A 12,107-nucleotide genomic window follows, 5' to 3' on the forward strand; every position below is an offset into this window, starting at 1 on the left:
TCCGCGGCCCAGGGCGGCGCCGCCCCGGCGGGCGGCAACGGAGCGGAGGACGCGGGCACCGACGTCGAGGCGCCCTCGGAGCTGGAGCAGGCCCGGGCCCAGGCCGCGCAGGCGGCCGACGACCTGGCCCGTGCCCGCGCCGACCTGTACAACCTGCAGCAGGAGTACCAGGGCTTCGTACGCCGTTCGCGCGAGAGCGCGGCCGGGCACCGCGAGGCGGGGCAGGCGAGCGTCGTCGAGACCCTCATTCCGGTCCTGGACGAGATCGAGCTGGCCCGCCAGCACGGCGACCTGACCGGCACCTTCGCGACGACCGCCCACAAGCTGGAGCAGATACTGGCCGACAAGTTCGGCCTGGTGCGCTTCGGCGAGGTCGGAGAGGTCTTCGACCCGAAGCTGCACGAGGCGCTCATGGCCACCGAGTCCACGGAGGTCACCGAGCCGAGCGTGGCGCTGGTACTGCAGCCCGGCTACAAGCTCGGTGAGCGCGTGGTGCGGGCGGCTCGCGTTCAGGTCGCCAACCCGGCCTGAGTACGAAGGCTGCGTACTAGGCGGTTCAAATGGACAGTTCAACAGGAACAGAAAGGAGGCGGTGAGCCATGGCCAGTCAGGACTGGATGACCAAGGACTTCTATGCGGTTCTCGGCGTCGCCAAGGACGCCGACTCCGCCGCCATTAAGAAGGCCTACCGCGCGCTCGCCAAGAAGTACCACCCCGACCGCAACCCGGGTGACGCCGCCGCGGCGGAGAAGTTCAAGGAGATCGGCGAGGCCTACTCCGTGCTGTCAGACCCCAAGGAGCGTCAGCAGTACGACGCCATCCGCTCCATGGCCGGTGGCGGCGCGCGCTTCACCTCCGGCTCCGGTGGTGGCGGCGCCGGCTTCGAGGACATCTTCTCCTCCATGTTCGGTGGTGGCGGACCCAACGTGCGCTACTCCACCTCCGGCGGCGCCTCCCAGGAGGACATCGACGACCTGCTGCGCATGTTCGGCGGTGCCGCGGGCGCCGGGGGTGGACGGCGCGGACGCGGTCCCTTCGGCTTCGGCGGGTTCTCCTCCCAGCCGCAGCCGGTCAAGGGGCCCGACGTGCTCACCAACGCCACGCTGTCCCTGCGCGATGCCGTCTCCGGCACCCTGGCCGAGCTCACCGCCGACGGGCGCACCATCACGGTGCGCATTCCCGCCGGCGTGCACGACGGGCAGAAGATCCGCCTGCGCGGCAAGGGGCGCCCGGGTACGAACGGCGGCGAGAACGGGGACATGGTGGTGACCATTTCGGTGGCCAAGCACCCGGTGTACTCGATCGATCCGGTCAACACCGCCAACCTGCGTATGGACCTGCCCGTCACCCTCAAGGAGGCGGCGCTGGGCGCCACCGTGCAGGTGCCGCTGCTGGACGGCAAGACCAGCCGCGTGCGCATCAAGCCCGGCACCTCCTCCGGCACCGTGCTGCGCCTGCGCGGCAAGGGAATCGTCACCTCCAAGCGGACCGGCGATCTGCTGGTGACCGTGCAGGTGGCCGTGCCCAAGAAGCTGTCCAAGGAGGCCAAGGCCGCCCTGGAGGCATTTGACGCGGCGATGGAGGCGGATCCGCGCGCGGGCCTCGCCCAGGAGGCGGCCCGGTGAGTGCGCGGCGGCTGACCGGACAGGGCGTCGACTTCCTCGCCGAGGATGCCGACGAGCGGGCCGTCTACGTCATCTCCGTGGCTGCGGAGCTGGCCGGCATGCACCCGCAGACTCTGCGGCAGTACGACAGGCTCGGTCTGGTCACCCCCGCCCGCGCCTCCGGGCGGGGGCGGCGCTACTCGCACCGCGACGTTCAGCGGCTGCGGCGCGTGCAGGCGCTCAGCCAGGAGGGCATCAACCTGGCGGGCATCCGCCGCATCCTCGACCTGGAGCGGCGCGTGGAGCGGTTGGAGGAGGAGAACCGCTCCCTGCGCGCCCGCCAGGCCGCCGTCGAACGGGTCTTCGCCGCGGCCGCCGACGGCGAGGTGCAGGTCGTCCCGGTGCCTCCCGGTCGGCGGGCTCGGCCGCGTACGGACACGCCGAGTGCCGCAAACGGGGCGGCCGCCGGCTCGACCCGGCCCGGCACCGCCATCGTGGTGCGCCGCGGCTGGACGGACCAGCTGTGAGACCGCGCTCGCGGCGTCGGCCCGGCTCTCCGCGGTAGGCTGACCACGATACTGCAACACGAAGTGAAGGAATGCGTGCAATGACCCAGCCCCCCAACCCCGGACAGCCGTACATCCCGCCGTCGGCAGGCTCGGCCTCCGGCAGCTACAACCCGCAGCAATACCCCCCGCAGGTGCAGCAGCCGGCCTCGTATCCGCAGGCGCAGGCGGCCCAGCCCGGTCAGCCCGCCCAGGCCCAGTACCAGCAGGCCGCCTACCAGGCCGGCTCCTACGCGCAGCCCGCCGCGCCCAAGGCCGACTCGTTCATGACCAACCTGTTCGACGGCGCCCGCGACTTCGCCTCCAAGTACGGCAAGACGATCTTCATCGTCGGCTTCGTGGCGAATGTCGTTATGTGGATCGCCAGCGCCATCAACGGTGGGCTGTTCACCTTTATGTCTGGGATCGATGAACTGAGTACTCACTTCGATGTCCTTGCATTCTTCAGGGTTCTCTTCATCGGTGGAGGGGTGCAGGGAGCAAGCGGCTACCTCGGCATCGCTCAGTTCATCTTCAACATCCTCGTTCTGCGCCTGATCATTGAGATCGCGGCGAAGGTCGGCGCGCCCAAGACCGACACCCCGGCCGCCTGACGCCGCCAGCGCACCACGGAGGACCGGTGGCCGTCTACGAGACCGACGACGGCGAACCCCGCTACGGCAAGCGCCTGAGCCCGGAGGAACTGGCCGCCTACCTGCGTGAGCAGGGCATGGAGCCGCCGATCGGGACCGGCGGCGACCGTCCCGCGGCGGACGCACAAATACCCGCATCTGCGAACGATCCCTATCGGCGGAGCCCCATCGAGGCGGGCGGGCCGGTGCCCACCCGTTGGGGCGCCGGCACTTCCGCACGCGGGTCCGCCCGCCCGGCGCACCGGTGGCGCACCTTCGGCGTCGGAGTGGTGCTGATGCTGGTGATTGCGCCATTGCTGCTGCTGACCGGCGCGTTGACCGTCCTGGGAGGCTCCCTGACCCGGAGCGCGACGCTCGGTGAGGACGGCGTGGTCTACCTGGAATCCGGCACCCCGGCAGGCCTGTACGGCACCTTCGCGACGGCGGTCACCGGCTGTACGGTCACCGACCCCGACGGCGCCGCGGTTGCCCTGGATGCTCCCGAAGCTGGCGTCCCCTACGCCACCTTCACGCCCGCCCGCAGCGGCGCCTACACCGTCACCTGCCCCGCGGGTACCGCCGGCCTGGTGGTGGGCCCGCCCATGAACCTCGACCGTGTGCCACTGGCGGCGGCGTTGATACTGGGTGCTGGCGCGGTCGGGCTTTCCGGGCTGATCGTCACCGTCGTCGGCGTCGTGCGCGCCCGCCGCTGACTAGCCGCCCAGCGCCCGCCAGGCGAACTCGTACTCCAGGGCCTGCATGTAGGCCCGCTGTGCGTTGGTGGCGGCGCGGCCGTGCCCACCCTCGTTGTTCTCGAAGTAGGTCACGTCCTGGCCCAGTTCCAGCATGCGGTAGGCCATGGTACGGGCGTGTGCCGGGTGCACCCGGTCGTCGCGCGTGGAGGTGACCAGGAGCGCCGGCGGGTAGCTGCGCCCCGGCTGCAGCAGGTGGAAGGGGGAGAACTCGCGGATGAACTCCCACTGCTCCGGATCGTCCGGGTTGCCGTACTCCGCCTCCCAGGAGGCGCCCGCCAGCAGGCGGTGGTAGCGGCGCATGTCCAGTAGCGGCACCTCGCACACCACCGCTCCCACCAGCTGCGGGTAGCGGGTGAGCATGACGCCCACCAGCAGTCCCCCGTTAGAGCCGCCGCGTACCGCCAACTGCGCCGGCATGGTCACGCCCCGCTCCACCAGCGCCCGGGCCACGGCCGCGAAGTCCTCATAGACCCGATGCCGGTTGCGCTTGAGCCCGGCCCGGTGCCAGGCCGGGCCGTACTCGCCGCCGCCGCGAGTATTCGCCACCACGTAGGTGCCGCCGCGCTCCAGCCAGGCCCGGCCGGTGACCGGCAGATAGCCGATCCCGAGCGGAATCTCGAAGCCGCCGTAGCCGTACAGCAGGGTCGGGGCCGGCCGGGATGCGCCCGCGTCGTCCCGCGCGGGTCGGCCGATCTGGAAGTAGGGCACGCGGGTGCCGTCGTCGGAGACGGCCACATGCTGGGTGACGACGATGCCGCTCGCGTCGAAGCGCGCGGGCGCCTCCCGCAGCACCTCGACGGCGCCGAGTTTCCCGACCCCGTCCAGCTCCCCGACGGCGAGCGCGGTGGGCCGGGTGAAGGAGGAGACGGTCAGCCACAGCCGGTCGTCCTCCCGCGGATCGACGGCGCTTGCGGACACGTCGACCAGGGCCCGCCCGGGACGCAGCAGCGTCGGGTCCGCCGGGTCCGCGGGCTCCCCGCCGGTGGCGGTGGCGGCGCCGAGGAGGGCGCCCAGGTCGGGGCGGTGGCGCCGCCAGGGGCCGGTGCCGTCCGGGCCGGCCGGAGTGAGCACCTCCAAGGTGGTCACACAGTCGTCCAGGAGCGTGAGCACCAGGTGATGGGCGGTGATGGTGAAGCCGCTGAGCGAAGTCGTCGGCGTAGGAGTGAACAGCACCGTCAGCTCCCGGGAGCCGTCGAGGAAGGCGTCGATGGGGGCGGCCAGGAGCGAACCGGCCGGATAGATGCAGCCCGCGGTGGTCTCCCAGTCCTCGCGCAGCTCGATCAGCAACAGGTCCCAGGCGGGGGTGACCGCGGCCGATGCGGGCACGTCCACGTGCAGGGCGCCCGGCGCCACCACTGTTTGTGCGTCGGCCAGGCAGCGTTCGGCGTCGGCGGCGGCCAGGGTTGGGGCGCCGTCGGGCAGCAGCCACAACTCCTCGGTGTAGAAGTCGGGGTGGGTCAGCAGCCAGGTGCGCCCCCAGGGATCGCGGTAGGCCCAGGCGCCGTCGTCGTCGGCCCCGGCGGTGAGCAGCACCTCTCCCTCCTGCGGGCTCTGACCGCGGCGCAGGCGGCGCACCTGCCGCGGGTAGCCGGCCGGAGAGAGGGAACCGGGGCCGAAGTCGTCGGCCAGCATCACCGCCTCGCCGTCGTCGTCGGCCCAGGTCAGGAAGCCCTTGGAGGCATCGCGGTGGAATCCGGTTCCGCCGTCGGGGTCGGTGGGGACGAAGTGACGCGATTCCAGGTCGAACTCGCGGGTGACGTCGGTGTCCGCGCCGCCCGCGGACAGGGTGATCAGGGCGCGCCGACCGGCGCGCGGGCCGGTACGCAGCACCGCGGCGCCGTGCCACACCCAGGCGGTGTCCTCCGCGGCTCCGAGCGCGTCGAGGTCGAGCAGTTCCTCCCAGTCGGTCTGCTCAGAACCAGCGGTTGCGCCGGCGCGGTAGGCCTCCCAGGTGGTGCGCCGCCACAGGCCGCGCGGGTGGGCGGCGTCGGTCCAGAAGTTGTACAGGGCACCGACCGCCTGGCCGGCGCGAGGGATGCGGTCGGGCGCGTCGAGAATCGCCTGGATGTCGGCGCGCAGTTCCGCAAATCCAGGGGTGTTGTCGTAGGCGGCGCGGGTGGCGGCGTTGCGCTGCGCCACCCATGCGAGCGCCCGCTCCCCCTCGATCTCGTCGAGCCAGTCGGGGACGGGCTCAAGATTGGACGGAGGGGGAACGGGCGCGGTAGTCACCTGACCGACTCTACGGCCGGTCGGTGTCTGACGATGCCGCAGTGGGCATCACTTGTTGCCGATGGCCTTGTCGGCGGCGTCGCGAGCGGAGTCGACCTGGGAGTCGAACTTCCCGCCGGTGACCTTCTTGGCGGCCTGAGCGGCCTTGTCCAGGACCTTGTCGGAGACCTCCTCGACCTTGTCAGAGCTGACGACGCCCTCGGCCTTCTTCTTCACGTCATCGAGTCCCATAAGCGCATCCTTTCGTCGACCAACGGGAAGCCGAGCGGCATCCCACCCGTGCAGTATGACACTTGCGGGTCAGAGGGAGGCGAGCATGGCGTCGGAGATCTCCTTGAGCTGCTCCTCGGAATCGGAGACGATCACCGACGCGTAGTAGGCGTCATCGCCGTCCGCTACGGCGAGGGCGGACAGGTAATAGTGCGTACCGACCTCGGAGGCGCTTAGGGTGATGGTGGCGGCATCGGCGCCGCTGCCGGAGGTCGTCTGCTCGTAGCCGGTGACATCGGCTTCGTTGGAGTCCGCCAGTGACCGCATCTGGTCCTCGGACGGCAGCGCGCCCTCCCCATCGACCCGGCCCAGGACGAGGTACGGCGGGACGCCGGAGTCGGAGGCAGTGTCGACGCTGGTAAGCGGCGTGTCCTCCAGATCGTCGATGACCTCGTCCTCGGAGTCATTGAGTGCTTGCGCTATGCGTCCCACCAGCTCGGTGTCGGAGGCGTTGGCGGAGGTGAGCGTATCCCAGTCGGAGGGGACGGCCACGGAGATGTCGTAGTCCGGCACCTCAACCAAGGTGAAGCCGTCCGGGACGGCGTTGTCATCGGTGTCGGCCGTGGTGTCGGCGCCGGCATCCGCGGTGGCGGTGACCTCCTGGTCGGAGGCGGCGCTCGCGGAGTCGGCGGCGTCGTCGGAGTTGGAGGAGCAGGCGGACATGGACGCGGTCAGGGCGACGGCGGCCAGTCCGGTGGTGGCCAGGGTGACCGGGCGGGGTAGACGGATGGAACGGGTCATGGGTGATTCCTTTTCATGATCGGATATAGGCGGATGATTCGGTTATCGAGTGCGTGGTGGGCGGTGCTCGACGGCTAGAACAGCGGGACCGCGTCCTCTACCAGTTCCTGCGCCCGCTCGGCGGAGACATCAGTGGAGGCCGTCACGGTGACCGTGCCGTTCTCCTCCGGAGTGAGCACGTAGACGTTGGAAACGTACTGCGGGGTTCCACCCTGGTCGACGGTGTAGCTCATGGTGGTGCGCAACCCGAAGTATGACCCGATGGTGGAGGTTTGCAGGTCGGTGTATTCGATGCCGCTTTCCTCCAGCTCCTGAATGACCTCCGGCTCCATCGGCAACTCGGCGCTGTCATAGTTGACCTGGCCGGTGATCTCCGCGGTTTCGCCGGAGTCCACGGGGCCGGCGCAGATGACCTGGTAGGTCTCGAGTTTCTGTCGCACCGTGTCAGCATCCTGGCCCGTGGCCTGGACGTAGGCGTTCACGAGCTCGTCGTCGTCGGCGTCGTCGCTGGTGAGGGACGCCCAGTTGGACGGGATCATGATCGCGTAGCTGCCATCGGGGAACTCGACCATGGTGTACGCGCTGGTGGGAGTCGGGCTCGGCTCCGGGCTGGGCGGTAGCGTCTCCTGCGTGGTTGCCGTGCTGGCGCTCTGCGCATTGTCGGAGCCGGAGCAGGCGGTGAGTGAGGCCGCCAGCACGGCGGTGAATGCGGTGGTCAGGGCGGTTCTTCGGGACAGGCGAGTCATAGGGGTCCTTAATACGCTTCAATACGCTTCGGGTCAGATGGAGCCGAGGATCGCGTCAACCAGTTCCTGGGCGCGCTCGGCGGAGTCGGTGCTGGTGACGGTGAAAACGATGATCCCGGAGCCATCGGGGTTGAGTGCGTTGACCATGCTCGTGTACTGCGGCTCGACCACCTCCAGGGAGTAGGACATGAGCCTGGCCTCGGCGCCGCTGCCCGTAGTCGCGGTGCTAACGCTGAGGTCATCGGGCGTGAGACCGTATTCCTCCATGTCCGCGGAGATCTCCTCCTCCGAGCGCAACTCGGTCGTGCGGCTGTCGGTCTGGACGTCGAGCTCTTCGGTTGCGTCGGAGTCCGCGCCGCTGGCGGCAAATACGCTGTACGCCTCGAGCTTCAGCCGCACGGTGTCTTCATCCAGACCCGTGGACTGAATGAAGGCATTGATGCGCTCGTCGTCGGCGTCGTCGCTGGTGAGCACGTTCCAGTCGGAGGGAACCGCGAAGGCGACGGTGGTGTCCGGGATCTCCACGGCGGTGTACCCGTCGGGGACGGTAGCGGTCGAGTCCGAACCGCCGTCCGCATCCGCCGCGGCCGTGGTCTCGCCGGCCTCCTGGCTGGCGGCGCCGGTGTTCTGCGTGTCCTCGGAGTCGGAGCAGGCGGCGAGCGAGGCCGCCAACACGCCGGCGAATGCGGTGGTCAGAGCGGTTCTACGGGACAGGCGAGTCATGGGAGTCCTTCGCGGTTGATTGCGGCGGGTATTGCCTTGACCAGCGGCGGCGAGCCGTTGGGGTGGGAACGCCGGCTGCGTTCCCACCCCAACGGTAACGAATTAGTCGTCAATGTGTTACGGATCAGATGGAGCCGAGGATCACGTCGGCCAGCTCCTGGGTCCGCTCGGCAGAGGCGGTGCCCATCGTGATGAGAGCGGTCTGGCCGTCCTGGGTGGGGATCGCCAGATAGGCCCCTTCGATCGGCTCGGTCGCGTAATCCACGTTCATCGTGAAGGTGTGCATGGCGGCGTCCTCGCCACTCGCGGTCTTCGGCTCGCTGAAGGTGCCGGGAGTGAGGCTGCTTACGCCCGGCAGCTGCTCGCTACCGGTGAGCATGTCGTTGAAATCGGCCTCACCGGGCATGACAGATGTTGCGACCACCTGAATGTTGTAGTTCTCGGCGAATGTCGAGGTGCCGCTGGTATCGGCGGCGTACAGCCCGATGCTCGCCATCATGGCCGTGATCTGGTCTGTGGTGTAGCCGAGCGCCGAGGCGACTGCCTCAACCCGCTCGCTGTCGGCCAGGTCGTCGCCGGTGATCGCCTCCCAACCGTCGGGGACCGGAACGGACAGCTCGGCGCCGGGCACCTCGGTGAGGGTGTAGCCGTCGGGCACGGTCGGCTCGGCGGCTGCTTCGGTTTCGTCGGCGTCGTCGGAGCCGGTGTCCGTGTCGGCCGTGGTGGTGACCTGCTGGTCGGAGCCCTGGTCGGCGGCGTCGTCGGAGTTGGAGGAGCAGGCGGACATGGACGCGGTCAGGGCGACGGCGGTCACGCTGGTTGCTACGAGGGTGGTCAGGCGGGACAGGCGGGACATGGGAGATTCCAATCTTTCTTTGCGTCGGACTGTGCGTGCTGAACACGCTAGGGAAGCGTCGCAGATAACGAAATGGGTAGAGCTCCCCCCGGGGAGAACTACCCACCTGCGTAAGTAGTGATTCGGGACTCATGCGACGAGCATCCCTGCGCAAAGTTGAGTGGAATAGACTCAAGGCTGCGTCGGTTGAGGCGTGCAGAACTCCGGACCGCCTGTGTCCGGACACCCACGTCAAGGAGGTCCATATGGACACTAACTTCACCACCCGCTCGCAGGAGGCGATCTCCGGAGCCATGCAGGCGGCCGCCGCCGCGGGCAACCCGCAGGTCGACACCGCCCACCTGCTCTCCGAACTGCTGACCCAGACCGACGGCGTAGCCGCGGGCCTGCTCGCCGCCGTCGTCCCCGACGCCGCGGCCCGCCAGGCCGTGGGCGCGGCCACCCGCCGCGTCCTGACGTCGCTGCCGGCAAGCTCCGGCTCCTCCGTCGCCCAGCCGCAGCCCTCGCGCGCCTTCCTGGCCGCGCTGGAGGCCGCCGGGAACGAGGCCAAGCAGCTTGCAGACGAGTACGTCTCCACCGAGCACCTGCTCATCGGCCTGGCCGCCGGCAACCCGTCGGCCGACCCCATCGCCAAACTGCTGGCCGACCCCGGTGCCACCGCCCCGAGGCTGCGCGAGGCCCTGCCGCAGGTGCGCGGCACCGCCCGCGTCACCTCCCCGAACCCCGAGGGCACCTACAAGTCCCTGGAGAAGTACGGCACCGACCTGACGGAGGCGGCTCGCGAGGGCAAGCTCGACCCGGTGATCGGCCGCGACGCCGAGATCCGCCGGGTGGTGCAGGTGCTCTCCCGCCGCACGAAGAACAACCCCGTGCTGATTGGTGAGCCCGGCGTCGGCAAGACCGCCGTCGTCGAGGGGCTCGCCCAGCGCATCGTCGCCGGCGACGTCCCCGACTCCCTGCGCGGCAAGCGGCTCGTGGCCCTGGACCTGTCCGGCATGGTCGCGGGCGCCAAGTACCGCGGCGAATTCGAGGAGCGGCTGAAGGCCGTGCTGAAGGAGATCAAGGACTCCGACGGCGAGATCATCACCTTCATCGACGAGCTGCACACCGTCGTCGGTGCGGGCGCCGGCTCGGAGGGAGCCATGGACGCCGGCAACATGCTCAAGCCCATGCTGGCCCGCGGCGAGCTGCGCCTGGTCGGCGCCACCACGCTGGACGAGTACCGCGAGCACGTGGAGAAGGACCCCGCCCTGGAGCGCCGCTTCCAGCAGGTGTACGTGGGGGAGCCCTCCGTGGATGACACGGTCGCTATCCTGCGCGGCATCGCCCCCAAGTACGAGGCCCACCACCAGGTCACCATTTCCGACGGCGCGCTCGTGGCCGCCGCCACCCTGTCCGATCGCTACATCTCCGGCCGGCAGCTGCCCGACAAGGCCATCGACCTGATCGACGAGGCCGCCTCCCGTCTGCGCATGGAGCTGGACTCCTCGCCGGTGGAGATCGACGAGCTGCGCCGCCGCGTGGACCGCATGCGCATGGAGGAGTCCTACCTGGCCGACTCGCTGGAGGAGGGGAGCGACCGCGCCGACCCCGCCGCCGTGGACCGGCTGGAGCGGCTGCGCGCCGAACTGGCCGACGCCTCGGAGAAACTGACTGCGCTCAATGCCCGCTGGGAGGCCGAGAAGGCCGGCCACAACAAGGTCGGTGAGCTGCGCGCGCAGCTGGACGAACTGCGCACCAAGGCGGACCTGGCCGAGCGCGAGGGCCGCTTCGAGGAGGCCGGCCGCCTGCGCTACGGCGAGATGCCCGCCCTGGAGAAGCAGATCCGTGACGCCGAGGCCACCGACACCACCGTCGTCGGCCCGGACGGGGTCGAGCGCGAGGGGGCCGCCCCGGAGCCGATGATTGCGGAGAAGGTCGGCCCCACCGAGATCGCCGAGGTCATCTCCGCCTGGACCGGCATCCCCGTCGGCAAGCTCATGCAGGGCGAGCAGGCCAAACTGCTGCACATGGAGGACGCCATCGGCAAGCGGCTGATCGGCCAGAAGGCCGCGGTGACCGCCGTGTCCGACGCCGTACGCCGTTCCCGTGCGGGCGTGTCCGACCCCGACCGGCCCACCGGCTCCTTCCTGTTCCTCGGCCCCACCGGTGTGGGTAAGACCGAGCTGGCCAAGGCCCTGGCGGACTTCCTGTTCGACGACGAGCGCGCCATCGTGCGCATCGACATGTCCGAATACTCCGAGAAACACTCGGTGGCCCGGCTGGTCGGCGCCCCTCCGGGATACGTCGGCTACGAGGAGGGCGGCCAGCTCACCGAGGCCGTGCGGCGCCGCCCCTACTCGGTGGTGCTGCTGGACGAGGTGGAGAAGGCCCACCCCGAGGTCTTCGACATCCTGCTGCAGGTGCTCGACGACGGCCGCCTCACCGACGGCCAGGGCCGCACCGTCGACTTCCGCAACACCATCCTCGTGCTCACCTCGAACCTGGGCAGCCAGTTCCTCATCGACCCGCTGCTGTCCCCGGATGAGAAGCGCGAGTCGGTGATGACCGCGGTGCGCGGCGCCTTCAAGCCGGAGTTCCTCAACCGGCTGGACGACACGCTGATCTTCGACGCGCTCACCAAGGAGGAGCTCGGCCGGATCGTCGACATCCAATTGGCCCGCATGGCCGAGCGGCTGCAGGGTCGACGACTCACGCTGACGGTGACCGACGCCGCTCGCGAGTGGCTCGCCGACGAGGGCTACGACCCCTCCTTCGGCGCTCGGCCGCTGCGCCGGCTGGTGCAGCGCGAGATCGGCGACCGGCTGGCCAAGATGCTGCTGGCCGGGGAGGTGCTCGACGGCCAGGAAGTCGTCGTCGACGTCAGCTCCGAGGGCGTGTTGGCCGGCCTGGCGCTGACTGCCCGCGGGGAGGCCTGGGCGCCGTCGGCGGCGACGCCGGTGGCCTGATCCGACCGGATCCAGGAGCGTCGGCCCCGGGTGCTGCAACACGGCACCCGGGGCCGAC

At 69.9% G+C, this 12,107-nt stretch carries 12 protein-coding genes; 6 read left to right on the plus strand and 6 right to left on the minus strand.

Going from position 1 to position 12,107, the window contains the following annotated elements:
* From grpE to DRB06_RS11435, 5 genes are all read left to right on the plus strand, one after another.
* A partial coding sequence (gene grpE, locus DRB06_RS11415; protein WP_111820008.1) for a nucleotide exchange factor GrpE occupies positions 1-531 on the plus strand: 531 nt, incomplete at its 5' end.
* 68 nt (positions 532-599) lie between these two features.
* Entirely contained in the window at positions 600-1,625 is a 1,026-nt protein-coding gene (locus DRB06_RS11420; RefSeq protein WP_073333915.1) for a DnaJ C-terminal domain-containing protein, read from the plus strand.
* Positions 1,622-2,131 carry a heat shock protein transcriptional repressor HspR gene (locus DRB06_RS11425; protein ID WP_108969134.1) on the plus strand — a complete coding sequence of 170 codons (510 nt, stop codon included), beginning with the start codon at positions 1,622-1,624 and terminating at the stop codon, positions 2,129-2,131. The genes DRB06_RS11420 and DRB06_RS11425 overlap by 4 nt, the downstream gene beginning before the upstream one ends.
* 80 nt (positions 2,132-2,211) lie before the next feature.
* Positions 2,212-2,763 carry a hypothetical protein gene (locus tag DRB06_RS11430; RefSeq protein ID WP_111820009.1) on the plus strand — a complete coding sequence of 184 codons (552 nt, stop codon included), beginning with the start codon at positions 2,212-2,214 and terminating at the stop codon, positions 2,761-2,763.
* A 26-nt stretch (positions 2,764-2,789) separates the two neighbouring features.
* Positions 2,790-3,494 carry a hypothetical protein gene (locus DRB06_RS11435; protein WP_111820010.1) on the plus strand — a complete coding sequence of 235 codons (705 nt, stop codon included), beginning with the start codon at positions 2,790-2,792 and terminating at the stop codon, positions 3,492-3,494.
* Here the strand turns inward: DRB06_RS11435 and DRB06_RS11440 are convergent, their stop codons facing one another.
* The 6 genes from DRB06_RS11440 to DRB06_RS11465 all read right to left on the minus strand — a co-directional run bounded on the left by DRB06_RS11440 (position 3,495) and on the right by DRB06_RS11465 (position 9,101).
* A complete protein-coding gene (locus DRB06_RS11440; RefSeq protein ID WP_111820011.1) occupies positions 3,495-5,765 on the minus strand; it encodes a prolyl oligopeptidase family protein in 2,271 nt (756 codons plus the stop codon).
* Between the two features lie 48 nt (positions 5,766-5,813).
* A complete protein-coding gene (locus DRB06_RS11445; protein WP_108969126.1) occupies positions 5,814-5,996 on the minus strand; it encodes an Rv0909 family putative TA system antitoxin in 183 nt (60 codons plus the stop codon).
* A gap of 69 nt (positions 5,997-6,065) precedes the next feature.
* Entirely contained in the window at positions 6,066-6,776 is a 711-nt protein-coding gene (locus DRB06_RS11450) for a hypothetical protein (protein ID WP_111820012.1), read from the minus strand.
* 74 nt (positions 6,777-6,850) lie between these two features.
* Positions 6,851-7,522, minus strand: a complete 672-nt coding sequence (locus DRB06_RS11455) for a hypothetical protein (RefSeq protein WP_108969122.1) — start codon at positions 7,520-7,522, stop codon at positions 6,851-6,853.
* Positions 7,523-7,555: 33 nt separating this feature from the next.
* Positions 7,556-8,245 (minus strand): hypothetical protein, encoded by a 690-nt coding sequence (locus DRB06_RS11460; protein WP_111820013.1) that lies wholly within the window; start codon positions 8,243-8,245, stop codon positions 7,556-7,558.
* A 124-nt stretch (positions 8,246-8,369) separates the two neighbouring features.
* Positions 8,370-9,101: a hypothetical protein gene (locus DRB06_RS11465; protein WP_111820014.1), complete on the minus strand. Its 732-nt coding sequence runs from the start codon at positions 9,099-9,101 to the stop codon at positions 8,370-8,372.
* A gap of 245 nt (positions 9,102-9,346) precedes the next feature.
* Between DRB06_RS11465 and clpB the strand changes: the two genes are divergently transcribed.
* Positions 9,347-12,049 carry an ATP-dependent chaperone ClpB gene (gene clpB, locus DRB06_RS11470; protein WP_111820015.1) on the plus strand — a complete coding sequence of 901 codons (2,703 nt, stop codon included), beginning with the start codon at positions 9,347-9,349 and terminating at the stop codon, positions 12,047-12,049.
* Positions 12,050-12,107 lie beyond the last annotated feature (58 nt).

The sequence above is a fragment of the Actinomyces sp. Z5 genome (assembly GCF_003287795.1).
Taxonomy (GTDB): domain Bacteria; phylum Actinomycetota; class Actinomycetes; order Actinomycetales; family Actinomycetaceae; genus Actinomyces; species Actinomyces glycerinitolerans.